A 23539-nucleotide genomic window follows, 5' to 3' on the forward strand; every position below is an offset into this window, starting at 1 on the left:
CAATGCATCTCCAGCCACGGCGAGTTCGGGGCGGCCTTTGGGCAGGCTTGGTTTCTGCGGTTTTGACCGGTTCGGCCAGGTCGGCTGTCGCGGTTGGCGGGATCAAATCGATCAGCATCTTGACGGGTGGGGCGGGATGTGACGTAGTTGATCGAGCGGTTCGAATCGATATCGGCCGGCCCGCTCCGGTCTGTGACGTCTAGGAGGCTTGTCCGTGTCCTTGTCCCGCCGCCAGTTCCTGTCCCGATCGGCCGGAGCCGGTCTCGCCGTGGCCGTGGCCGGTTCGGTCGACGCCCTGTTCACGGCAGCACCCGCGCTGGGGGTGTCCGGCCCGGAGACCGGGTACGGTCCGCTCGTGCCTGACCCAGCCGGCATGCTCGACCTGCCGGTGGGCTTCCGCTACACGGTGCTGTCGCGCGAAGGCACCGTCCGGCCGGACGGTGGTGTCGTGCCGAGCCGGTTCGACGGTATGGGTTCCTTCGCCGACGAGGCGCGCGGCACCCGCCTGGTCCGCAACCATGAGTGCTCCCCGACCGCGAAGATCACGGTCGTGGCTCCGCCGGAACGGACGTACGACCCGGCCGCCGGGGGTGGGACCAGCACGCTCGCCGTCGACGCGTCGAACCGCGCCGTCTCCGAGCACGTCAGCCTGGGCGGCACGGCCATCAACTGTTCCGGCGGCCGGACGCCGTGGCACACCTGGCTGACCTGCGAGGAGACCGAAGACAAGGCGGGGGTCCGCGGGTACACGAAGGACCACGGGTTCATCTTCGAGGTTGACCCGTACGACGATGCTCGCAACACCGATCCGGCACCGCTGACCGCGATGGGCCGGTTCCAGCACGAGGCGGTCGCGGTCGACCCGCACACCGGCATCGTCTACGAGACCGAGGACGCGTTCGTGGCACCGCTGGGCAGCTTCTATCGCTTCCTGCCGAACCGGCCGCTCTGCGGTCACGGGAGCCTGCGGGCAGGCGGCGTGCTGCAGGCTCTGCACGTCCCGGACCTGCCGGACCTGTCGGTGGTGACCGAGGCGGGCACCTCCTTCTCCGGCGTCGAGTGGCTTGACGTGCCGGACCCGCTGGCGACGACGGAGTCGGTCCGTGCCCAGGACTACGGCAAGCCGATCACCGGTGGGTACAAGATCGAGGGCGCTTGGTGGGGGGAGAAGGACGGCTGCGCCTACTTCGTCTCGTCGTTCGCCCGGCGTGCGCTGGGCTCGGCCCGCGACCACGACGGCCAGGTCTGGCGGTACGACCCGCGAGCCAACACGTTGCGCCTGGAGACCATCTTCACCCGTCCCACGCCGGCGCCGGAAATCCCGGAGTTCGACGCCCCGGACAACATCTGCATGTCCCCGTACGGGGGCCTGATGATGTGCGAGGACGGGATCGGGGACCAGCACATCCTTGGTACGACCGCCGACGGCGAAGTGTTCGTCTTTGCGCGTAACCGGGTCGACGTCGGCACCACCGGGGACCCGGAGTACGGCGAGCTGGCCGGAGCGACGTTCTCCGCCGACGGCCGGACCATGTTCTTCAACGTCTACAACCCGGGCATCACGTACGCCGTCACCGGCCCCTGGAACCGCCGCCAGGGCTGACTGTGAGGGTGGCGGGGCCCTCACAGCCGCCCTGCGGGGCTCCCCGGTCCACACCGTGGTCGGGGAGCCCCGCCGCGCCTGGGCCTCGGGGCGTGTGGGTGCCGGACAGTGTCCCCGCAGATCGTCGTCGACCGACGCGATCGGCGCGGCCGGCCCGCCGAGGTCAGCCCCACGGTTGCGTCGTCCACCTGAAGCTCGGCTGCCTGCCCGCCGGGCCGCAGGAGTATGGGCACTGGTGGTACGGGCCGAACGGAAATGGCTCGGGTTGTGCGGACAGGGTCTCGGGTCAAGGCGGGGCGCCGGTAAGAAACGCGTCACCAGCCCCGCAAACGGCATCGGTCCTGCGGTGAGGCGGGGTCGCCGGTCGTGGGCGGCAAGCAGGTGTCGTACGGTTCGACGGACGGCAATGGGCAGCGGCCGGCGGCTCCTGCCCATCGGCATCCCCTGTCAAGCACCACCTTCGGCGAGGTCAACCACGATGACCGCGTTTTGGAACCCCGCAGGCTGTGCCGGTGCCGCAGTTCATGGACAAGGCCAATGGTGTGGCCGCGACTGATCGGGTCACGGGTGCGCCGTTGGTGGGAGACCGAACCCTGTCAGGTCTTCATTCCCTGGAGTTGGTGACGTGCCGCTGCTTGCGAGGCGACACCACGTCCGATACACAATGGGCAGTGCGAAGGAGCACGCCGGAACGACGACCGACGTAATTCGCCGACATCGATGGAGGCACGTCCATGACGTTGACCCCGGCGGCTGGCGGCGGTTGCGGCGAGTCGTCGACGCCAACCCCGCCGATCCAGTCTCCGAGGCCGTTGAATGCCGACGTCGAGTGGGACAGCTTCGACCCCCAGGCATACGTCCGGCACAACTACGCCGTTCTGCGTGCCGACGATCGTGAGATCCTCTGCCGTACCAGAGATTTTCTCGCCGAGGCGAAGCTCTCCGGCGCGCACTGTGTCGACGTGGGTTCGGGGGCGAACCTCTACCCGGCGCTGTCGCTTCTGCCGTTCGCGCGCACGATCGACCTATGTGACTGGTCGATGTCAAACGTGAGCTGGCTGCGTACGCAGATCGACGGCTACGACGAGCTCTGGGACCCGTACTGGCAGGTGTGCGCGGAGCACCCGGCGTACTCGGCGCTGACCGATCCGCGGGGCCGTCTGGCGCGGGTGGGCCGGGTGCTGAGGACCAGTGTCTTCGACGCGCCGAGGCGCGCCTGGGACGCCGGCACGATGTTCTTCGTGGCCTGTTCCATATCGGCCGACCACGCGGAGGCCGAGCGGGCGATCGGTCGGTTCCTCGGCGCGCTGCGGCCCGGCTCGCCCTTTGCCGTGGCGGTCATGCTCGGCTCCCGCGGCTACAGCGTCGGCCAGCGCCTGTTCCCGGCCGTGGCGCTGCAGCGCGCCGAGGTGGTGGCCAGCATCGCGGCCGACGCGTACGGCCTGGCCGTCCACGAGGTGCGGCTCACGCCGCCGCTGCGGGACGGGTACCTGAGCATGCTGCTGACCACCGGCCGTGCCCGCGGTTAGTGCCGATGCCTGATCATGGGAGGCGCCGGTGCCGTGAGGTCCGCCCGGCCCGGCACGGGCATTCACACCGCGCCCGATGGGTCGGGTTGCCGACACGCGGCCATCGAAGCTGTTCAAGTGGCACTCGACTGGCCCGCTACCATGTTGTTGCACGTCGTTGTGGACCATTCTGGATCATCGTGTGAACGGCACCACCAGCAGTTTCGAGTCGACGACTACAGCAGACGGCGGTGAATCGTGCGGATACAGCCACGCCAGGAGATCCTCGACATCTGGCGGGCCACGGTGCGTAGTTGCTGGCAGAACGGTGAATGGCACTGGGGTGGTCGAAGTGGCAGCAACTCGATCAGCGATGCGGAGCAACTACTGACCCTGCTGCTCCCGGCGGCCAAGGTCCCCGTGCTGTCGCTCGACGACCCGGATCGCGCCGACGAAGAGGTGATCGAGGCGCTCAGCCCGATCGGCGGCGCGATCGAGATTCCCCGCCGGCTGGTCAGCGTGATCACCGACTACTTCACGCGGTACACCGACGACACCGGCACCCCGATCTTCAGCGGCGGAAGCTACCTCACCCCGCTGGAGGGCGGCTCGGAGCTCACCGACGAGCAACGCTCCCTGGACATCGTCGACTCGTTCGCGGTCTCCGTCACGCTTACCCTGGCGACGATCGGCTTCGTCAAGGTCTACCGTGGCGCCACCAAGCGACGCGACCTGCTGGCGCAGCTGGACGCCCTGGAAGCGATGGCCAGCGCGCGGCTCACCGCGGCCATGGTCGGCCTCCTCCGCAGCTTCAGTACCTTCGTCTTCACCTCCACCGACGAGTACGGCCTCCGGCTGTGCGACATGATCAACCAGGACGAGTTGCCGCGCCGCGAGGTCGTGGCCGCGCTGCGCGAGCAGCTGCGGGAAACCATGGCCAGCCTGCGCAGCGTGGTCATCGGGTCGGGCCGGGTGACCGAGGACCTGGACAACAGCGAGATGCTGTTCGAGTGCGGCTGGTCGTGGGGGATCATCGCCGGGGCCGAGGAGGTCCCGACCACCGAGCCGATCGGCCTGCAGCGCGAGGGCTCGGCAGAGAACGCTCCCTACCTCTACTTCACGGTCATCGCGATGGACGCCATCGAGGACCTGAACTCCGAACGCACCCGCCTGCTCGGGCTGCTCAACGAGGAACAGCAGCGGCTGTCCCGGGCGCTGCAGCTGCGCTGGGAGCTGACCCGGACCTACTGGGCGACGGTGGCGACCTTCGGCAACCGACGGCGGTGGCCCATCGAGGACATTCCCTGGCGGACGACCGACGGTGACCGGACCGACTACTACACCCTCCAGGCCACCTCGCTGGCGGTGAAGGGCCTGATCGCCGGCGGGCGCGGCGCCGACGAGGAGCTCGGCCGGATCGCCTCGGTGCTGGTGGAGCTGGCGCAGCGGGCGCGGATCACCCGGCGTGCCTCACCCGACGAGCCGGCGCTGCTCCTGCACGCGCCAGGCAAGCGGGTGACCCTGAACGACGACACGTCGAAGCCAATCATGACGTGGAACGTGAACGAGTACTCCACGGTGCTGCTCCAGCGGGCGGCCACCGTCGCCGGTCTGCTGAGCAACGCCCGGCAGCGCAGCGAGCTGCTCGAGCTGGCGGACGAGGTGTGGGACCATCTGCTGCTGCGGCGTATCCCTGACGGCCAGCACCGAGGGCTGTGGGACCACGCCGGTGGTGCTTTTCCCGGGCTGGCGCCGAAGCCGGACGCACCCTCCTGGTATCTGACCGAGCGGGTGGTGGAGGCGCTGGTCAGCGCCGGTCAGCTGCTCTGGGACCGGCCGTTCCCGCGGGCTGGCCGGCTCGCCGCGTACGCGCAGGATCTCATCGACGAGGCCGAATATCTTTTCGACCGGGAGTTGATGCGCGGCACGTTCGCCGGTGAGGCGATGCAGCGCAGCATGCGCAGCATCCGGGCCAGCCTGCGCCGGGCGCAGCTACTGGTGGACGAACGCCCCGGCACGGCGGCCGCCCTGGCCAACACCCTGCTGCTGCTGCTCAACGACGTTGCCACCGGGCAGCAGAAGGCCAGCGAGGGGATCTGAATGCTGGTCTTCGTCACGTCGCACAAGGGCGGTACCGGGCGTTCGGTGACCGCGGCGAACATCGCCTACCGCAGCGCGTTGTCCGGCCGCCCCACCTGCTACCTGGACTACGATTTCGGCTCGCCGACGGCCGGCATCACGTTCCAGATCCCGCAGGCCGTCAACGGGGTGGAGGGCGCCGGGCCCAACGGCGGCGGCCTGCACCGGTATCTGCGCGGGGAGATCCCGTCTCCGGAGCAGTTGGACGTGTGGGCCACGTCGGAGCGGGCCAGCCTGCGGCAGCGTCCCATCGGGTCCGGTCCGCTGGTGCTCCTGCCCGGGCAGCGCAACGGCAGCGAGTTCGGTTTCACCAACGACATCGCCAAGCGCTGCGCCGAACTCTTCCTTCGTCTGGAGGAGGAGTTCGACCTGACTCTGGTGGACCTCAGCGCCGGCCGGTCGTACGCCAGCCAGATCGCGCTGGCAGCCACCGCCACCCCGACCCTACGCAAGGTCACCGTTCGCTGGTTGGTCTTCCACCGGTGGACTCCCCAGCACGTCACCGCGGCTGCGGATCTGGCCTTCGAGGCAGGCGGGATCGTGGCCATGGGCAAGGAGTACGGTCACGAGCCGGAGCGGCTGCGGGAGTCGCTGCGGTTCATCCGCACGGCGGTGATCGACTCACGCGGCCCCGAGGTCGGCTACCTCGACCTTGCGCAGCAGGCCTTCCTGCGCAAGTGCGACGCGGAGCTGTCGGAGTTGGCCCGACGGCGGGGCGTCGGGCGCACCACGCTGTTCGGCGCGGTGCCGCTGGATCCTCTGTTGCAGTGGCGGGAGCAGCTCATCTCGGACCACGACGTGCAAAGCAAGATCGCGAACGTCAAGACCGTGGACGCCTTCGTGGATCTGACCGAGAAGCTCTTCGACGAGACGGCATGGGAGACCGTGTGATTGGCGTGGATGTCAGGTTCCAGGAGGCAGCTGCGGTGCGACGTACAGAGAGCGTGGCGTACTCGCATCTGTCCGTGGAGCTGGGGCACTTCTACGCGGAGGACTTCGGCGACGGGTGTCAGGAACTGCGGCGCAAGTTCGAGCGGATCGCGGACTGGTCGGCCGCGATCCCGGCCCTGGCCCGACGAGGCCTGCCCCCGCACCGGCAACCGCGGATCAGCACCTGCTTCATGGTGGACGACTACTTCCACCGCTTCGGTACCCCCGGTGAGGTGATCCCGCAGGTGCAGAGCGCCGCGGCGGAGCACGGCCTGACGCTGGACTACGTCGCCCGGGAGTCCAGCTTCGCGCGGCACGACGGTGTCGAGCTGGCCCAGCTGGTGGTCGACACACTGGTGGTGGAACCGCCCCGGCACACCACCGGGAGTCGCCCACCGCTGAGCGAGTCGGGTTGGCTGTCCAACGGCAAGCGGTCGCCCGGGCACGTCGACGCCCCGGCGATGACCCTGCCGCGGCCGTGGTCCCCGCCGGTGCAGTCCGGCGATCCCCAGCACTCCATCTTCGTCGACATCGAGCTGTGGTCCGACGAGCCGAACACCCGGGTGTGGGCCTGCGCGCTGCTCGCCTCGGTCTGGCAGTTGACCCGGCTGGGCGTGCTACGGCACCGGGGTGAGACGATCAGGCAGCCGTGCCGGCTTGCCGGGGAGCTGCCCACCGACTGGGACGAGCTGCCGGCGATCGTCCAGCTGAATCCGGCCGCCGCGCCGTTCTGCGCGTACCGCACGCTGACCCTCATGGACACCCAGTACCTGCCGGTGGAGCTGGCCGTACGGACCATCCTCGGCCAGGTGGCGGTACCGCCGGCAGTCGCGCAGCAGGTCGCCAAGCGAGCCGGCGGCGAGGGCCTGCAGCTGCCGAGCGAGCTGGTCGACCGGTTGAGCTACGTGTTCATCGGCGAGTGAGCGTGGTCAGCGGCCGCACGGCTGCTTGACCGCCACCCGGTCGGCCAGGTCGCGCAGCAGTGCCATGTTGTTCACGCTGATCTGATCCCGGATCCAGTTGACCGACGACTTCCACTGCCGGCTGAACCCGGGTACCTGCTCCAGGCGGTCCCAGATCGGCCGCAGCCGCGGGTGGACCCGAGCGCCAGGCAGCCACAGGTGCAGCAGGTGCTCCAGCACCGGCCGCAGCCGCTCGATGTGCTCCTGCCCGGAGGCCGGTCGGGTGACCGCGGCCTCCACCAGGGAGGACAGCATGGTCAGCAGCCAATCGTGCAGCGCGAGATCTTCGCAGAGGCCGGCCACGGCGGCCGGCACGTCCTGCGGGCCGACCACGAGTTCGACCGTGCGCAGCGTGGGGGAGTCCACGGTGACCACCGCCGAGACGGCTCGGCCCGGCTGCTGGTCTACCTGCGCGGTCCAGCGCAGCCGGGTGCGCGCCGAGCGCAGTGGCGGGTGCCGGTCCAGCAGGTCGGACATCTGCACGCCGTCGAGTACCCGGCCGGTGATCGCCTCCAGGTTCAGCACGTCCGCGTTGTTGCCGTGCAGGAAGCCTGCGGTCAGGTCCGCGGCGTCCAGCCTGCCGACCGTCTCGAGGACGCCGGGGTTGGCCAGATAGTGCGACCATGGCTGGCGGCGATCTCCGGCGACGACCTGGATGACCGAGGAGGCCTGCACGATTCGGCCGCCGGTGATGATGGCCCGGGTGACCACCGCACCCACCCCGCGCAGTTGGCGCTTCCTGGCGCTGGGTAGCCAGCAGTCCACGCCGGTGCGGACGTCGGGCGACACCGCGTAGAGCGAAGGACGTCGGGAGGTCAGCACGACCTCGCCCTCGACCAGACCGAGCACCTCGGAGCTCTGCTCCTGGGTCAGCGCCGTGCTGTGCTGCAGCAGGCTGGTGTGCACCTCACCCACCGTGAGCATGGCTTCCTCCGCATTGCCGGCACCGGTCCGCGGTCGCCCGCGGAATGCGGTCCCATGGTGATTGACGTACGCCGCCGTGACCCGCACCGACACGGATCCGGGTGGGATTACCGAAACTCCCCGTGAGCACGGGATTCGGCTCGCCCGGATCCGTATCTGTCCTGTCGCCATCATAGGCCTACCGTTGGCGGGATTCCCATGTACGGCAGGGGTGGCGAGTGTTTGCGGGACAGAGGGATGTGAAGGCAGCTGATATTTTCATTGGTGCGGTCGCCAGCCACCCCCTGGAGTTTGCCGTTCATGAAGGTCTACATTTCGGCCACCCAAAAGGACCTGCTGGAATATCGTGCTGCCGTGCACGTCGTGGCACGTCGTCTCGAGATCGAGGACGTGGCCATGGAGGCGTACGGCGCCGACGTCCGGCCACCGCTGGAACGCTGCCTGGCCGACGTGCGCCGGTGCGATCTCTACGTGGGGCTGTTCGCCTGGCGGTACGGGTTCCGGCCGCCCGGCCAGGACTCCTCCATCACCGAACTGGAGTACCGTGAGGCACTCGCGGCCGGAAAGCCCTGCCTGATCTTCCTGCTCGCCGAGGACACGCCCTGGCCGGTCGGCATGATCGACCGGGACGCCGACTGGCAGCAGATCGTCGCGCTGCGCCGGGAGCTCAAGGAGCGCCACCTCTGTGCCTTCTTCTCCGGGGTGGACGATCTCGCCGCCAAGGTGACCGTGGCACTGGCCGAGGTGCGCAGCGGCCGATCCCCGGCGCGCGAGCCCGCCGACCCGGACACCCACCTGCCGGAAGCCGTGCGCAGCCAGTACTACAAACAGCTGGCGCTGAGGTACCAGGCCGTTCCGCTGGACGCGGTCTCACCACGCCCCACCATCGGATACCTCACGGTCGGGTTACCGAAGATGTTCGTGGAGCCTCGCGTGCACGAGGACACCCGGCCGGAGATGCCACTGGCCTGGTGGCGTTGGGTCAGCTCCACAGGCGACGATTATGCCAGCGGGCTGCCCGGGGTGGTCAACCCGGAGGAGGTGGAGCGGCTCTGGGAAGAATACGCGGCCAAGGACGCGCTGGCCCTGTTCGACGTGGTGTGCGATCCGGGCCGGCGAGCGATCGTGCTGCTCGGCGACCCCGGCTCCGGCAAGTCGGCGGCCGCGCGGTACCTGGCGCTGGCGCTGGCCGGGGTCTGCGCCGAGCCCCGGCTGGCGGCGCTGGACCGGTACCTACCCGTCCTGATCGAGCTGCGCTCCTACGCCGCGCACTGCGGGGACGGGCGGTGCGACGGCCTGCTGGACTACGTGGGCCACCGCCACCAGCAGGGACTGGCCGGAATCGACCAGGGCGTGCTGGAGGCGTACCTGCGGCAGGGCGGCCAGGCGCTGTTCCTGTTCGACGGCCTGGACGAGGTGTTCGACCCCGCGCAGCGGGAGGAGGTGGCCGCGCAGATCGCCACGTTCGCCAGCGAGTACCCGGGGGTGCGGACGATGGTCACCTCGCGGGCGGCCGGTTACCTGCGGCACACGTTCGCCAACGCCGGCTTCGACCACTTCACCCTGGAGGATCTCGACGACGAGCGAATCGCCCGGTTCCTCGGCAACTGGTACCGCTACGTGATGCCCACCCCAACGGCGGAAGCGGACCGGCAGCGGCGACAGATTCTCGACGTGGTGCGCAGGTCCCGAGCGATGCACGAGATCGCCGGCAACCCCCTGCTGTTGATGCTCATGGCGATCGTCGGCCGGGGCCACCCGCTGCCCCGCAACCGGCACCGGCTCTACGCGCACGTCACGGACGTCCTGATCTCCGAGTGGGACGTGACCAAACAGTTGCGGGAAAGCCACAGCGACGTGCCGCTGCTGGACCTGCAGGCGAAGCGCCGGTTGGTGCGCCACCTGGCGTATTGGATGCAGTTCCGGGAGTCCGGCCCGGCAGGAAACTACATTGAATCCGACGAGCTGGCCCGCATCTTCCGGGACGACCTCGTCGCGTTCTACGGTTTCGAGAACGAGCGGGCGCTCGCCATGGCCTACTCGATGATCGACAAATTGCGTCAGCGAAGCTTCATCCTGGAACGGTACGGACTGCGACTGTTCGGGTTCGTGCACCGCACGTTCCTGGAGTTCTTCTGCGCAGAGGAGATCGTGGACAGGTTCGAGCACGATCCGGACGCCTGGGGCCTCGACCAACTGCGCGCGCTGTTCCGGGAGCACTGGGCCGACCCGTCCTGGCGGGAGGTGCTCCGGCTGGTCGCCGGCGCCCTGCCCGCCCAGACCGCGAACGACCTGGTCATCCTGCTCGCCACCGAGGCCAACCAACCCTGGCCGCCGCTGAACCTGACCGGCCCGCCATGGAACCTGGTGCTGGCCGCGCAGTGCGTGGCGGAGGCGCCGCAGCCCGCCGAGCTGGCCGGCGCGGGCGACGCGGTGCTGTGCCAGGTCGTGCGGCTGGTCGAACACGGCATTTCCGCCGACGACCCCAACCTGGTGGAGCTCACCGAGCAGGAGTTGCTGTCCTCGATCCGGGCGCTCGGACCGAGCTGGCCCGGCCGGGAAGCCTTCCTGCACTGGTACCGCCGTCGCGGGGTGCGGACCAGCTGGCGTTCCGGCTCCGCATTCGCCACCCGGATCGCCGCGGCGCTCTCCACCGCCGAGGAGCAGCTGGAGGAACTGCTGGTCCGGGAACTGGGGCAGGGCCGCGAGCGGCAGGCCCACCTCACCCTGGTCGCGGGGCTGGCCGAGGCCGCCGGCCGGCTGGACACCACCACCAGCCGCAGCCGCCGCCGATGCCGAGACCTCCTGCTCGCCCAGGCACAGGCCGAGGTCTCCACCGCGGTGCGGCAGGCCGCCGTACGGGCTCTGGTCGCGCACTTCGGCGCCGACCCCGACCACGTCGACGTGCTGCGTAACCTTGCCGACTCACCCGATCTCGCGGTGCGCGCGCTGGCCGTGCAGTCCCTCGGCGGCCGGACCGAGCTGTCCGAGGACGTCCGCCAGGTGCTGGCCAGGGCCACCGAAGACCCCGCCACCGCGGTGCGGCGGGCCGCCGCCGGAGTGCTCACCACGCGCTGCGCCGACCTCCCGGAGGCCCCCGAGACACTCCAGCGACTGCTGGCCACCGACACCGACCCGGGCGTGGTGCAGTGCGCGCTGGAGGGCCTGCTGGCCCTGCCGGAGCACGCCGGGACCGCCCGCACCCGGGCACTGGAGCGGGTGACCGGCGACTCCCCGGACGAGGTGCGGCGCTGCGTGGTGAGCGAGCTGCTGCCGGGGCGGTCCGGCCCGGAGAGCATCGAACTGCTGCTGAAGCTGGCCGGCTCGGACACCTCCGCGCGGCTCCGCGCGGTCGCCGTGCAGCGGCTGGCGCTCGTATCCGACCCGGAGGGGCGCTGCCGAGCCCGGCTGGTCGATCAGATCGAGCAGGACGAGGACGCCTCCGTGCGTGCCGCCGCCGTGACCGCGCTGATCGACCGGGACCGCGCCGACGACACCGGATGGACCGTGGTGGCGCATGCGGCCCGTGCCGACGAGGACGCGACGGTGCGCCTCGCCGCGGTGCGCGCGCTGGCTGAGGCATACCCGGACCACCGCACCGGAGAGCTGCTGCTGGAGAAAGCTCACCGCGACCCGACCGCGAGCGTCCGGCTCGCCGCGGTCGACCTCCTCACCGGTCGGCCGCTACTCGGGCGCGCCACCCGTGATCTGCTCATCAGCCGCGCTTCCCAGGAGCGGGACGCGATCGTCCGGCTGCGGGTCACCCTCCGCCTGACCCGCCTCGCCGACCCGCCCGACCCCGAGGTGCTGGAGTGCCTGGCCGAGCAGGTCAGCCGGGACCCCGACCCGAACGTGCTGCGCGCGGCCGCCCAGGCGCTCGCCCGCCACGGCGAGACCGACGGCCTGATGGAGACACTGTGCCGGCGGGCCCGCCGAGACAGCTACGTCGGCATCCGGCTGGCCGCCGTGCAGGCCCTCTGCGCGTACGGGAGCCCCGATCTGGTGACCGACGTGCTGCTGGAGTGCGTCGAGTCGGACAGCGACCCTGCCGTGTTCGACGCGGCGGTGTGCTGCCTGACCGAGCAGGGCTCGGCATCCATGGCGGTGACACTGCGGCTCCTGCGCCGCCTGGCAGACCAGGACCCGGCGATCCGCGCCCGCATCGCCGCCGCGCTCGGCGCGCACTTCGGAGCCGACCCGGAGGTCCGGGTACTGCTGGTGGGGCTGGTCCGCGACGACCCGGACCTCGAGGTCCGGCGCCGGGCCGTGGAACAGCTGGGAGCCACGCTGGCCGGCCGAGTGGGGGTGCAGGAGCTGCTGCTACGGCTGGCTGACGACAATGACTGGGAGATCCGCCGGACCGCGCTGCTCGGGTTGACCCGCCACTACTGTAGGGACACCCGGACCCGGGTTGTGCTCGCGCGGCTTGCTCGCCAGGAGGACGACGCCACCGTACGGCGGCTGGCCGGGCAACTGCTGGCCGCGCTGCCCGACACCAAGCCGGACGACTTCCCGTGACCGGGCCCGACCGGACGCCCGGACAGGCGGTGCCGTCGCCCGTGAGCAGGTCGAGCCGGACGGGGCGGCAACCGCAGCCGCGTCCGCCGTCAACAACACGCTCGCACCGACCGTGGCATCGGCCTGCGCATGGTCCCGTACCCGCATTGGCGACCGGTCCCGGCCGCGGAGACGGCCTCCGAGCGCGGTGGTCCCCACCGCCGGCCCGCCCGAGCTGGTAGCACGGAGGCGGGTGCGCCGAGCGCGGTCCTGATCGACCTCGTCAAATATCATCAGGCTCATGACAGACCCGGTCGCCGGCTCGCCCCGCCTGGTCGAATGGTGGCTTCGAGTCGTGTTCGGAGTCATCGGACTGGCCGCCTTCATACTCGGCTACGTCGGCTTCGAGCGCCTGCTCCAGGCCCGGCCGGACACCGCGCACGACCCGTACGACGTGCTCTACTACGACCTGCAGCTCTTCGTCTTCGGCGCCGAACCCTTCCAGAACTCCGGACCCTACCCGTGGCAGCTGCAGGTCGCCCGGTTCGCCGCCCCGCTGTTCACCCTTCTCGCCGTGGCCGAGGCCAGCCGGCTGCTGCTGGCCGCCGAGAGCCGCCGCCTGCGGGCCCGGCGAGCCCGTGGTCACGTCCTGGTCTGCGGCGACTCCCAGTTCGCCCACATGCTCGCCGACCGACTCTTCGCCGACGGCGAACGCGTGGTCGTGGTGCGCTCCGAACCGTTCGGGCCGCTGGAGTACCGCTTACGCCGGTATCTTGGCGTCATCGGCGACCCGGCCAGCCCTCAGGTGTTGCGCGGCGCCGGCCTGCCCCGGGCCCACACCATCTACGCCTGCAGCGAGGACGACGACCGCAACCACGCGATCGCCAACACCGCCAGCCGGCTCGTCCAGGACCGACGGCAACCACCCCGAGTCTACGTACTGGTCCACGACTCCGAGATGTGCCTGTCACTGCAGGCCCGACGACTCGGCGCCGCGGGATCCAGCCGGCTGCGGCTGGACTACTTCCACGTCGACGACGTCGCCGCCCGCGCACTGCACCGGCACCACCCGCTGCCACCCGCGACCGGCCGACCCACCAAGGTCCTCATCGCCGGCACCGGCGCCTTCCGCCGAGCCCTCCTGGTGGAAACCGCTCGGCACTGGCGGGCACGCCACGCCGACACCCCTCCCGGCCAGTTCGTGCCACCCCTGCGGGTGGACCTCGTCGCCCCGGACGCCGACACCGAACTCGCCGTCGCGGCGTCCCGCTACCCGTTCCTGACCACCGTCTGCCAGCTCACCGCGTACAACCGGGACCTCGACGGCCTCGTCGGGTTCGACCAGCTCGACCGAGGCCGCTACGACCGCATCTACGTCTGCGCACCGGACGAGACCAGCGGCCTGCAGTTTGTGCTGGACACGCCCGCCCTCTGGCAGAGCGCCGAAAGCTCCGTCTTCGTACCGGTCTACCAGCAGGCGGCGCTCGCCGCCGCCTTCCACGGCGACTCCCGCCACGACCTGCTCGACGAGGTGCACGGCAAGCTCCGCCTCTATCCGGTGCTGACCCGCGCCTGCGATGCCCGGTTGATCGCCGAGGACCTCACCGAGCGGCTGGCCCGGCTGATCCACGAGCGGTACCTCCAGGCCCAGCAGGGCGCCGGGGTGCGCCCCGGCGACGCGCCGGCGATGGTGGACTGGTCGCGGCTGCCCGAGTCGCTGCGGCGGGCCAACAGGGCACACGTCCAGGACATCGCCGCGAAGCTGTTGAATCTCGGGTGCGTCGTGGCGCCCCGGCGCGGCGGCACCGGCGACGCTTCCGCCGCCGGGCAGGTCATCGACGACCGGATCGAGGAACTCGCCCGCCTCGAGCACGAACGGTGGTGCCGGGAACGGCGAGGGGAGGGCTGGACGTACGGCGAGCCCCGCGACGACGCCCGGCGGCGGCATCCCGCCCTGCGGCCGTGGGACCAACTGCCCCCCGGCGTCCAGGAGCAGAACCGCGAGGAGATCCGGGCGCTGCCCGACGTGCTGTCCGACAGCGGGTTCGAGCTGATCCGGCTGGCACCCGCGGTGCCCGCGCAGCGGAGAGGACCGGGGGATGCCGGCTGATCCCGCACCGGTGCGCGTCGGCATGACCGGGCACATCAACCTGACCCGCGACACCGAGCTGCTCGTCGCCGACGCGCTCCGCGTCGAGTTGCGCCGGATCAGCGACCGGCCGGTGCACGGCGTCACCTGCCTGGCGGCCGGTGCGGATCAGGTCTTCGTGCGCACGATTCTGGAGATGGGCGGCACGCACGAGGTGATCCTCCCGGCCCGCGACTACCGGACCGCCGTGATCCGCCCGGAGAACCGGACGGCCTTCGACGAGCTGCTCGCCCGGGCGGCGGCGGTCGTCCACACCGGCTACGACCGCTCGCACACCGCCGCCTACGTGGCCGCCAACCGGGAACTGGTGCGACGGGTGCAGCGACTCGTGGCGGTGTGGGACGGCGAACCTGGCTGCCACGCGGCGTCGACGGACCGGACCGTCGGCTGGGCGCGGCGCCACGGCATCCCGACCACGGTCCTCTGGCCCGTCGGCGCCCGCCGGATGGTCCTCGGGGACTGACGGGCCAGCAACGGCGGGGCGGCTGCCTGCGACGAATGGGTTCGAGAACCTGAACACGTGGGTCGGGTGACGCCACGATTTTGTTGGCAACGGTTTTCATTGTAACGTTCACCGCCGGAGGGCTCGGGCCTGCGGCGTTACCGCCGGGCGGCAGCTATCCGGGCGACGAAAACCGATCTCGTTTTCTGGGGGTGTGGTGGGGCAGGTGGTTCTGACCACTACCGACCTGTGGGTACACGGGAACGGTCGCGCGCTCGTCTCCGATGTCAACCTGACGTGTGCGCCGGGCGAGCGTGTCGCGTTGGTCGGCGCCTCCGGGTCCGGCAAGAGCCTCACCGCGAAGGCCGTGCTGGGTGTCCTGCCCCTGGGCCTGGTCGCCGCCGGCAGCATCCGCATCGCCGGCGAGGAGGTGCTCGGTCTGCCGTGCGCCCGCCGCGGCGCCGCGTTCAGACCCGCTGCGGTGCTCCAGGACCCCGCACTGGCGCTGCACCCGTTGGTCACCATCGGTGAACAGGTCGCCCTGCCACTGCACCGCGACGTCCGGCGCGCCGACACCCGGCGGGTGCTTCTCGAACTGCTGGCCGCTGTGGGCCTGCCGGACCCGGAGCGGGTCGCCGGCCGCTACCCGAGCCAGCTCTCGGGCGGGCAACGCCAACGCGCCTGCCTCGCCGTGGCCCTGGCCGCCCACCCGCCACTGCTGATCGCCGACGAACCGACGACCGCCCTCGACGTCGTCACCCAGGCCGCGATCGTGCGGCTGCTACGGGAGCGTACCGGCGGCCCGGACGGCCCGGCGCTGCTGTTCATCACGCACGACCTCGCTGTCGCCGCCGAGCTGTGCACCCGCATCGTGGTGCTGCACGAGGGGCGCGTTGTCGAGGACCGCCCGGCCCTCGACGTGCTGCACGACCCTCGGCATCCCCGGGCCCGTGACCTCGTTGACGCCGCCCGGCTCTCGGCGGACGCCCTGGCCGCACGCCGATGACCGTCATCGAGTGCAACCGGCTTCGGCACGCCTACCCGCCGTCCCACCGCTCGGCGTCCGCCCTGCCCGTGCTCGACGGCGTCGACCTCAGGATCGCCGCCGGTGAACGCGTCGCGTTGGTCGGCCGGTCCGGGTCCGGAAAGTCCACTCTGGTACGGGCGCTGCTCGCCCTGGAACCGGTGCAGGCCGGTTCAATCCGCTGCGACGGCCGGGACGTGACGCCCGGACCGGTCCACCGGCTGCGCTGGTTCCGCCGGGTCGTCCAGTACGTGCCGCAGGACCCCGGGTCCACCCTCGACCCGCGCGCCCGGGTCCTCGACATTGTCGCGGAGCCGATTCGCCGGCTGTGCGGGGTCACCGACCGGGCCCGGCTCACCGCCGCGGCCGTGGCGGCGCTGGAGGCCGTACGGCTGCCGGCGGACCTGCGGACGGCCCGCGCCCGGGATCTCTCCGGCGGGCAGGCCCAGCGGGTGGCGATCGCCCGGGCGCTGAGCCCCGAGCCGCGACTGCTGATCGCCGACGAGCCGGTCAGCGGCCTCGACGCCCCGCTGCGGGCGCACGTCGTCGACGCCCTGCGCCAGGCGTCCGAGACCCGGGGGACCGCGCTGCTGCTGGTCTCCCACGACCTGTCCGCGGCGGCTGCCCTGTGCGCCCGGATCACGGTGCTGCACGAGGGCCGGATCGTCGAGGACCGCCCGACCGGCGACCTGCTCGCCGGCCCCGAACACCCGGAGACCCGCGCGCTGTTCGCCGCGGTGCCCCGATTCCCGGCCTGAAACACCGGAATCCCCACTACCCATCGGAGAATCACCGTGCCTCCATCCCGCCTACGCCTCGCCGCCGCTGCCGTTGCCGGCGTGCTGCTGCTGAGCGGCTGCTTCAACGCCGGCGGCGACACCGCCGAGGCCACCGGCGACGACCGGATCTCGGTGGCGATGCTGCTGCCGCCGCGCAGCGGGCTGACCCCGTTCAGCGACGACGCGTTCAAGCTGTCCCGCTGGTCGACGGCCGAGACCCTGGTGACCCTCGACGCCGACGGCATCGCGCAGCCTGCCCTCGCCACCGCCTTCACCCCGCTCGACGACCCGAGGACGTGGCGGTTCGAGATCCGGAGCGGGGTCACGTTCCACGACGGCACCCCGCTCACCGTGGCGTCGGTGGTGGCCGCCCTGACCGCGGCGACCAAGGCCAGCCCCAAGCCCCGCATCCTCGACGGCGTCGAGCTGACCGTGCAGCCGGATCCCGCGGCCACCGACAAGGCGGTCCTGGTCACCACCCGTGAAACCGACCCACTGCTGCCGCAGCGGCTGTCCAGCCCGCAGCTCTCCATCCTGTCCGCCGCGGCCTACGGAGCGGACGGCGTGGTCAACCCCGCCGGGCGCGGCACCGGCCCGTTCAGGCTGATCTCCAGTAACACCACGACCGCCAAGCTGGACCGTTACGACGGCTACTGGGGCGGGCCCGCGAAGGCCGCCGGGATCGACGTCAGCTTCGTCCCGGACGCCACCGCGCGGGCGGCGGCGCTGCGGACCGGCACGGTGGACGTGGTGGAGGCCGTCCCGGTGTCGCAGGCCGGTCTGCTCGACGCCGACAAGGTGTTCGAGGTGCCGATGCCCCGCACCAACACGCTGTACCTCAACACGAAGAAGGGCCCGTTCGCCGACCCCGCCGTGCGGGCCGCCGCCCGCCAGGCGATCAACCGCGAACCGATCGTCGACACCGTCTACGAGGGCCGCGCCGACGTCGCCGCCGGCCTGCTCGGTCCCGCTCTGCCCTGGGCGGCCGAGGCACGCCTCGAGCGAGAGAACACCGCCGCGAAGAAGGTGAACGGCACCCCGATCGTGCTGGCCACCTTCACCGACCGGGCCGAGCTGCCCGAGGTCGCCGTGCAACTCCAGCAGCAGCTCGAAGCCGCCGGCTTCACGGTGCGCCAAGAGGTACGCGAGTACGCCCAGATCGAGGCCGACGCCCTGGCCGGCAGGTTCGACGCCTTCGTCCTGTCCCGCGCCACCGTCCTGGACTCCGGCGATCCGGTCGCCTACATGTACAGCGACTTCTCCTGCGAGGGCTCGTTCAACATCGCCCAGCTCTGCGACCCGGCCATCGACGCCGCCCTGAGAACCGCCGCGGCCACCACGGCCGGCCCGCAGCGACAGGCGGCCATCATGCGGGCGGAGAAGCTGATCCTGGAGTCGGACGCCGCGATCCCGCTGCTGCACGAGCGGGTCATCCAGGGGGAGTCCGGCGCGTTCACCGGCGTGGAGCGCGACTCGCGCGAGCGTACGCTGATCACGGCCCGAACCGCGCCAGCGTGACCGCCGCACCCCTCCTGAAAGCCGGGCCCCGGCCGTTTCCCGGGGTGACCGCCCTGTCCCGGATCGGCGCGGCCGCGGCGGTGATCGCCCTGGTCGGCGTCCTGCCCTGGCTGTCCGGGCGTGACCCCGCGCTCACCGTGCTGCGCGGGCGTTCCGCCGAGCAGGAGGCCACCCCCGAGGCGCTGGCCGCGGTCCGCGAGCAACTCGGCCTCGACGCGGGACCGCTCGCGCTGCTCGGCCGCTGGCTCTCCGGTCTGCTGCGCGGGGACCTCGGCACCTCCTGGGTCAGCGGCCGGCCCGTGCTGCCGGACCTGCTCACCGCCACCGGGGTCTCGCTGACCCTGACGGCCTTCGCCGGGCTGGTCGCCGCCGTGGTGGCCGGGCTGCTGACGCTGCCCGCGCTCCGGGCGGCGCTGCGCGGCACCCCGCGACGCAGCGGCGGGGCGGGGGCCGCAGCCCTCACCGCGCTGCCGGAGTTCCTGCTCGCGTCGGTCCTGCTGATCGTCGGGGCGGTCGGTCTGCGCGCTTTTCCACCGTACGGGTGGGACTCGGCGCACCACGCCGTGCTGCCGTCGCTGGCGCTGGGACTGCCGGCCGGCGGGCTGATCGGGATGCTCCTGGCCGACGCGGTGTCCCGTACCGCGGGGGAGCCGTGGACGATCACCTGGGCGACCGCCGGGGCCGGCCGTGCCCGTACCGCCGCCGCCCTGCTCCGGCGGGCGCTGCCCGCGCTGCTCCCGCAGATCGGGCTGGTGCTCATCGGCCTGACCGGCGGGGGCGTCGCCGTCGAACGGGTCTTCGCCGTTCCCGGGCTGGGCCGGGTGACCCTGGGCGCGGCCCAGACGCAGGACCTCCCGGTGCTGCAGGGCGGCGTGCTGATCCTGCTCGTCCTCGGCGTCGTGGCCGGCATCGGCGCCGAACTGCTGCGCCGCGCACTGCTCGGCCCCGCGCTGCGTTCCGGCGCCCTGCCGGTGGCCGCGCACGCCCCGGCCCCGCACCGCGGCCTGTGGATCACGACCGGCGTGGCGACGCTCGTGCTCACCGTCCTCGTCGTCGCCGGGCTGGCCGGCGACCCCTACGCCGCCGACCGCGGCCGGTTGACGGCTCCCTCGTGGGACCTGCCGCTGGGCGCCGACGCCTCCGGGCGGGACCTGCTCGCCCGGCTGGGCCACGGCGCGGCCACGACCATCGGCACCGCGCTGCTGCTGTGCGCGGCGTGCCTGCTGATCGGGCTCGTGGTCGGACTGCTTCCCCGGGCGGCGACCGGCCCGATCGAGATGGCGAACGCGGCGCCGCCGGTGCTGGCCGGGCTGCTCGTCGTCGCGGTCACCGGCCCGTCGACCGGCGCCGCGGCCGCCGCCGTACTGCTGGTCGGCTGGGCGCCCCTGGCGGCGCACACCGCGGCTCTGGTCGTGGAGGCACGGGCACAGCCGTACGTGGCGATCCTGCCCGTGCTCGGTGTCGGACGGGCCCGGACCCTGTGGTGTCACATCCTTCCCGGCGTGCTCGGGCCGCTGACCCGCCACGCGCTGCTGCGCATCCCGGGCATCGCGCTGGCCCTGGCGGCACTCGGCTTCCTCGGCCTCGGTCCGCAACCACCGACCCCGGACTGGGGCCTCGTGCTGTCCGAGGGCATGCCGTACGTGGAACGCGCCCCGTGGACGGCCTTCGGACCGTGCCTGTCGCTGGTCGCCCTGTCCGTGCTCACCGTCACGGCCTCAGCACTGCGGCGTTCCCGCTGAGAGACACCACCCCACCAGGCTGTCAACGGACGGCGGGATGGACGCGGGTCATGGTGGACTGGTAACCGCCACCGGGCCAGGCCCACGCTCCGGTGGCGCTGGTGCCCTCCGCGTCGAAGGTCCCGCGGTACCTCGCCGGCGAGCCTGGCTGGCCGAACCAGATGGTCAGCTCGCGGTCGGCCATCTCGTACACGTACTCCAGGATCTCTCCATTGCTGCCGAAGAAGTGCGACTTCAGGGTGCCGCTCCCGGGGTCGTATCCGATGTACTCGATGCCGGAGGTGGTGTGGTCGTCCTGGACAAGGTGGACGCGCTGGACCAGGAAGTGACCGCCCGGCATCCACTCGTAGGTGACGGTGCCGTGGTGCCCGGGCCCGGAGACATCCCAGGTGCCGACCAGTACCTCAAGGGTCTTCAGGGCTGGGTGGGGGGTGCTGGCGGACGCGCCGCCGAGGGTCTTGTCGGTCATGGCAATGGTTCCTTTCACCGGGTCGGGCGTTCGAACGGTTGGGGTCTCAACGGCTGGGGGTAGAGCGGCGCATCTGAGCGCGGCGGCTGTAGGCGATGACCGCCGCGAGCAGCAGGAACGCGGCTGGCACCGCGGGGTTGGCGCCGATCAGCACGTTGGTGACCACGGCCCCGGCCATGAGCCCGGTCAGGCCGAGGGCGGCCAGCGCGGCCAGCCGCGGAACCAGCAGACCGAGGGCGCCGGCCACCTCGCACACGCCGACCAGGTAGCGCAGCCACTGCCCCGCACCGATGTCGGTGAACAGGTCGACCATTCGCGCGTCGCCGATGAGCTTCAGCACCCCGCCCGAGACGAACTGCACGGCGAGGAACGCCTGCACCACCCACCGGGCGATGGATCCGGTGCGGCGCAGACCGGTCGGGCGGCTGGCGGAACGGGTGGCGACGTTGGCGGTCATGGGGCTCTCCTCGTCGGGTCGTCGTTGTACCCGGGACGTCGGAGCCGGCCACCCGTTCTCTACACGCCGGTCGAGATTTTTCGAAGATCTTTTTCGCGGTGATGGAGGCGCCGGAAGGATGGGTGCGGGCCGGCGGGAAACGAGGCCGGCGGCTGAACGTGGGGCGCGCGGAGGGCACACCGCACCCGCTGGCGTGCGGGCCGCCGGCCGGATTCGACCGTTGTGATCTGGTATCAATGTTCGATCGAGCGAACGCGGAGGGTGACGGTGTGAAGTACATGGTGATGACCTACGGTGGCCCGTCGGCCTGGGAAGCACTGGCCGGCACCGGCCCGGACGCGATGTCGCCCGAGGAGATCGCCGCCCACTTCGAGGCGATGCAGGCGTTGCAGAAGGAACTGGCCGCCACCGGCGAGCTGGTCAGCGCCTTCGGGCTGTCCGAGCCGGCACGCGCGCAGACGGTCGACCTCCGCGGCGGCACGCCGGTGGTCTCGGACGGGCCCTACGCCGAAACCAAGGAGTTCCTCGCCGGGTTCGGCATCATCGATGTGGCGACCCACGACCGTGCGGTCGAGTTGGCAGCCCGGTTCGCCGGCGTCGTGTCCACCCGCGTCGAACTGCGATCCGTGCACGGATGAGCGATGACCTGCTGCGCGAACTGGCGCCACAGGTCCTGGCAGCGGTAACGCGCCGCTACGGGCACTTCGACGAGGCCGAGGACGCCACCCAGGAAGCGCTGCTGGCGGCGACGACGCAATGGCCCGCCGAAGGCGTACCGGACAACCCGCGGGGTTGGCTGATCCGGGTCGCCTCCCGACGTCTGATCGACCACCTGCGCAGCGAGCAGTCCCGTCTGCGGCGCGAGGCGACACTCGCGGCGCAGGTACCGCCCGCCGACTGGCTGGCTCCGGCGGCCGACACCGGCGAGGCATCCGACGACACCCTGACGCTGCTTTTCCTGTGCTGCCATCCCGCGCTCACGGCGGCCTCGCAGATCGCGCTGACCCTGCGAGCGGTGGGCGGGCTGACCACGGCGGAGATCGCCCATGCCCTGCTCGTGCCGGAGGCCACGCTGGCACAGCGGATCAGCCGGGCCAAGCAGCGCATCAGGGACGCGGGCGCCAGGTTCGAACCGCCCACCCGGCACGACTACGAGGGTCGGTTGCGGGCGGTGCTACACACGCTCTACCTCATCTTCACCGAAGGGCACACGGCGACCTCCGGTGTCGCCCTGCAGCGTACGGACCTGGCCACCGAGGCGATTCGACTGGCCCGTATGGTCCACCGGACCCGCCCCGACGACGCCGAAGTCGCCGGCCTGCTCGCATTGCTGCTGCTCACCGACGCCCGGCGGGCGGCGCGCACCGGCCCCGCCGGCGAGCTGGTGCCGCTGGCGGAGCAGGACCGCGGTCGCTGGGATCGCCGCACCATTCACGAGGGCATCACGCTGCTCGCCGCGGCACTGGCGCACCGCCGACCGGGCCCCTACCAGATCCAGGCGGCGATCGCCGCCGCGCACAGCCAGGCCGCCCGTGCTGAAGACACCGACTGGCCGCACATCCTCAACCTGTACGACATGCTCCAGCGTTTCGACGACAACCCCGTCGTGACGCTCAACCGCGCCGTCGCCGCCGCCATGGTCCACGGGCCCCGGGCCGGCCTGACACTACTGGAAGCGCTCGACTCCGATCCCCGGATGACGGGCAACCACCGCCTGGCCGCCGTGCGGGCCCACCTGCTCCACCAGGCCGGTGATCACGAGGCTGCCGTGGCCCATTACCAGGCCGCGGCACGGCAGACGGCGAGCATTCCGGAACGCGAGTATCTGCTCCGACAAGCCCGACTCGCCGCCCGGTAACCCACGGTGGGGACCGGCGGTGGCTCAAGGGGCACCGATCCGGGCTCTCACGCCATCGGCTCCGCAACCTCAAGTTGGACATTTCCCCATTTTCGGGAGGTTCGGTGTGCTTAGCTGCGAGGAGGAGCGGCGGCCCGACCGCGGAAGGGACTGACATGCATGGGCGTGAACTGCGCAGCCTGCTGCATCCATTCCTCCTGCTCCTGATCTTCGAGCGACCCAGTCACGGGTACGACCTGATCGAGCGACTTGAAGCGATGGGAATGTCCGACGTGGAATCCGGTCAGGTCTACCGGGTGCTGCGCGGGCTGGAGCGCGACCGTTCGCTGCTGTCGAGGTGGGAGGCCGCCGAGGCGGGCCCGGCGCGTCGGCGCTACGAGCTGACGGCGAAGGGACGCAACGACCTCCGGTCGTGGATCGCCCGCCTGGCGCAACTGGACCACGTCATGGATGCCTTTCTGCGGCGCTCGGCGGACGCCTTCGAGAGGCCGCGGGACGGGCATGACTCGTATGCCGCTTCCCGAGGTTGAAGGAGGAC

18 protein-coding genes are annotated in these 23539 nt (G+C 71.4%); 15 read left to right on the forward strand and 3 right to left on the reverse strand.

The window, feature by feature from the left end; translation table 11 throughout:
* Positions 1-274 precede the first annotated feature (274 nt).
* From ACGFZ2_RS02890 to ACGFZ2_RS02910, 5 genes are all read left to right on the forward strand, one after another.
* Positions 275-1603: an alkaline phosphatase PhoX gene (locus ACGFZ2_RS02890; RefSeq protein WP_393450216.1), complete on the forward strand. Its 1329-nt coding sequence runs from the start codon at positions 275-277 to the stop codon at positions 1601-1603.
* A gap of 734 nt (positions 1604-2337) precedes the next feature.
* A complete protein-coding gene (locus tag ACGFZ2_RS02895) occupies positions 2338-3132 on the forward strand; it encodes an SCO2525 family SAM-dependent methyltransferase (RefSeq protein WP_393262478.1) in 795 nt (264 codons plus the stop codon).
* A 237-nt stretch (positions 3133-3369) separates the two neighbouring features.
* On the forward strand, positions 3370-5211 hold the full coding sequence (locus ACGFZ2_RS02900) for an SCO2524 family protein (RefSeq protein WP_393262476.1): 1842 nt from the start codon (positions 3370-3372) through the stop codon (positions 5209-5211).
* Positions 5212-6141, forward strand: coding sequence for an SCO2523 family variant P-loop protein (locus ACGFZ2_RS02905; RefSeq protein ID WP_393262474.1), 930 nt, complete (start codon positions 5212-5214; stop codon positions 6139-6141).
* Positions 6126-7103 carry an SCO2522 family protein gene (locus ACGFZ2_RS02910; RefSeq protein ID WP_393262472.1) on the forward strand — a complete coding sequence of 326 codons (978 nt, stop codon included), beginning with the start codon at positions 6126-6128 and terminating at the stop codon, positions 7101-7103. The genes ACGFZ2_RS02905 and ACGFZ2_RS02910 overlap by 16 nt, the downstream gene beginning before the upstream one ends.
* A 6-nt stretch (positions 7104-7109) precedes the next feature.
* On the opposite strand, the gene ACGFZ2_RS02915 is transcribed toward ACGFZ2_RS02910, so the two are convergent.
* Positions 7110-8066 (reverse strand): SCO2521 family protein, encoded by a 957-nt coding sequence (locus ACGFZ2_RS02915; protein WP_393262470.1) that lies wholly within the window; start codon positions 8064-8066, stop codon positions 7110-7112.
* Between the two features lie 300 nt (positions 8067-8366).
* On the opposite strand from ACGFZ2_RS02915, the gene ACGFZ2_RS02920 reads away from it, so the two are divergent.
* The 7 genes from ACGFZ2_RS02920 to ACGFZ2_RS02950 all read left to right on the forward strand — a co-directional run bounded on the left by ACGFZ2_RS02920 (position 8367) and on the right by ACGFZ2_RS02950 (position 20217).
* On the forward strand, positions 8367-12584 hold the full coding sequence (locus tag ACGFZ2_RS02920; RefSeq protein WP_393449495.1) for a HEAT repeat domain-containing protein: 4218 nt from the start codon (positions 8367-8369) through the stop codon (positions 12582-12584).
* 280 nt (positions 12585-12864) lie between these two features.
* Positions 12865-14673: a RyR domain-containing protein gene (locus tag ACGFZ2_RS02925; protein WP_393449498.1), complete on the forward strand. Its 1809-nt coding sequence runs from the start codon at positions 12865-12867 to the stop codon at positions 14671-14673.
* Positions 14663-15175: a hypothetical protein gene (locus ACGFZ2_RS02930; RefSeq protein ID WP_393262463.1), complete on the forward strand. Its 513-nt coding sequence runs from the start codon at positions 14663-14665 to the stop codon at positions 15173-15175. Before ACGFZ2_RS02925 ends, ACGFZ2_RS02930 begins: the two co-directional genes overlap by 11 nt.
* 205 nt (positions 15176-15380) lie before the next feature.
* Positions 15381-16160 (forward strand): ATP-binding cassette domain-containing protein, encoded by a 780-nt coding sequence (locus tag ACGFZ2_RS02935; RefSeq protein ID WP_393262460.1) that lies wholly within the window; start codon positions 15381-15383, stop codon positions 16158-16160.
* Positions 16157-16936, forward strand: coding sequence for an ABC transporter ATP-binding protein (locus tag ACGFZ2_RS02940; protein WP_393449501.1), 780 nt, complete (start codon positions 16157-16159; stop codon positions 16934-16936). The genes ACGFZ2_RS02935 and ACGFZ2_RS02940 overlap by 4 nt, the downstream gene beginning before the upstream one ends.
* A 36-nt stretch (positions 16937-16972) precedes the next feature.
* The gene (locus ACGFZ2_RS02945) at positions 16973-18475 is read left to right on the forward strand and encodes an ABC transporter substrate-binding protein (RefSeq protein ID WP_393262457.1); all 1503 of its coding nucleotides are present in this window, start codon (positions 16973-16975) and stop codon (positions 18473-18475) included.
* Positions 18472-20217: an ABC transporter permease subunit gene (locus ACGFZ2_RS02950; protein ID WP_393449504.1), complete on the forward strand. Its 1746-nt coding sequence runs from the start codon at positions 18472-18474 to the stop codon at positions 20215-20217. Before ACGFZ2_RS02945 ends, ACGFZ2_RS02950 begins: the two co-directional genes overlap by 4 nt.
* A gap of 22 nt (positions 20218-20239) precedes the next feature.
* Here the strand turns inward: ACGFZ2_RS02950 and ACGFZ2_RS02955 are convergent, their stop codons facing one another.
* Positions 20240-20686: a hypothetical protein gene (locus ACGFZ2_RS02955; protein ID WP_393449507.1), complete on the reverse strand. Its 447-nt coding sequence runs from the start codon at positions 20684-20686 to the stop codon at positions 20240-20242.
* Between the two features lie 46 nt (positions 20687-20732).
* A complete protein-coding gene (locus tag ACGFZ2_RS02960) occupies positions 20733-21143 on the reverse strand; it encodes a DoxX family protein (protein WP_393449510.1) in 411 nt (136 codons plus the stop codon).
* Positions 21144-21244: 101 nt separating this feature from the next.
* Between ACGFZ2_RS02960 and ACGFZ2_RS02965 the strand changes: the two genes are divergently transcribed.
* The 3 genes from ACGFZ2_RS02965 (at position 21245) to ACGFZ2_RS02975 (ending at position 23531) form a co-directional block, all read left to right on the forward strand.
* Positions 21245-21781, forward strand: coding sequence for a YciI family protein (locus tag ACGFZ2_RS02965; RefSeq protein WP_393450219.1), 537 nt, complete (start codon positions 21245-21247; stop codon positions 21779-21781).
* Positions 21778-23001, forward strand: a complete 1224-nt coding sequence (locus ACGFZ2_RS02970; protein ID WP_393449513.1) for an RNA polymerase sigma factor — start codon at positions 21778-21780, stop codon at positions 22999-23001. The genes ACGFZ2_RS02965 and ACGFZ2_RS02970 overlap by 4 nt, the downstream gene beginning before the upstream one ends.
* A 155-nt stretch (positions 23002-23156) precedes the next feature.
* On the forward strand, positions 23157-23531 hold the full coding sequence (locus tag ACGFZ2_RS02975; RefSeq protein ID WP_393449516.1) for a helix-turn-helix transcriptional regulator: 375 nt from the start codon (positions 23157-23159) through the stop codon (positions 23529-23531).
* Positions 23532-23539 lie beyond the last annotated feature (8 nt).

The organism is Micromonospora sp. NPDC048063, from assembly GCF_043202855.1.
Classification (GTDB): domain Bacteria; phylum Actinomycetota; class Actinomycetes; order Mycobacteriales; family Micromonosporaceae; genus Micromonospora.

Bases quoted from the DNA above. Each gene is read 5' to 3' on its own strand.
- ACGFZ2_RS02955 (WP_393449507.1), bottom strand. From the start codon at position 20,686: ATGACCGACAAGACCCTCGGCGGCGCGTCCGCCAGCACCCCCCACCCA.
- ACGFZ2_RS02915 (WP_393262470.1), bottom strand. From the start codon at position 8,066: ATGCTCACGGTGGGTGAGGTGCACACCAGCCTGCTGCAGCACAGCACG.
- ACGFZ2_RS02975 (WP_393449516.1), top strand. From the start codon at position 23,157: ATGCATGGGCGTGAACTGCGCAGCCTGCTGCATCCATTCCTCCTGCTC.
- ACGFZ2_RS02965 (WP_393450219.1), top strand. From the start codon at position 21,245: ATGGAGGCGCCGGAAGGATGGGTGCGGGCCGGCGGGAAACGAGGCCGG.
- ACGFZ2_RS02895 (WP_393262478.1), top strand. From the start codon at position 2,338: ATGACGTTGACCCCGGCGGCTGGCGGCGGTTGCGGCGAGTCGTCGACG.
- ACGFZ2_RS02930 (WP_393262463.1), top strand. From the start codon at position 14,663: ATGCCGGCTGATCCCGCACCGGTGCGCGTCGGCATGACCGGGCACATC.
- ACGFZ2_RS02910 (WP_393262472.1), top strand. From the start codon at position 6,126: ATGGGAGACCGTGTGATTGGCGTGGATGTCAGGTTCCAGGAGGCAGCT.
- ACGFZ2_RS02970 (WP_393449513.1), top strand. From the start codon at position 21,778: ATGAGCGATGACCTGCTGCGCGAACTGGCGCCACAGGTCCTGGCAGCG.
- ACGFZ2_RS02920 (WP_393449495.1), top strand. From the start codon at position 8,367: ATGAAGGTCTACATTTCGGCCACCCAAAAGGACCTGCTGGAATATCGT.
- ACGFZ2_RS02905 (WP_393262474.1), top strand. From the start codon at position 5,212: ATGCTGGTCTTCGTCACGTCGCACAAGGGCGGTACCGGGCGTTCGGTG.
- ACGFZ2_RS02925 (WP_393449498.1), top strand. From the start codon at position 12,865: ATGACAGACCCGGTCGCCGGCTCGCCCCGCCTGGTCGAATGGTGGCTT.
- ACGFZ2_RS02960 (WP_393449510.1), bottom strand. From the start codon at position 21,143: ATGACCGCCAACGTCGCCACCCGTTCCGCCAGCCGCCCGACCGGTCTG.
- ACGFZ2_RS02940 (WP_393449501.1), top strand. From the start codon at position 16,157: ATGACCGTCATCGAGTGCAACCGGCTTCGGCACGCCTACCCGCCGTCC.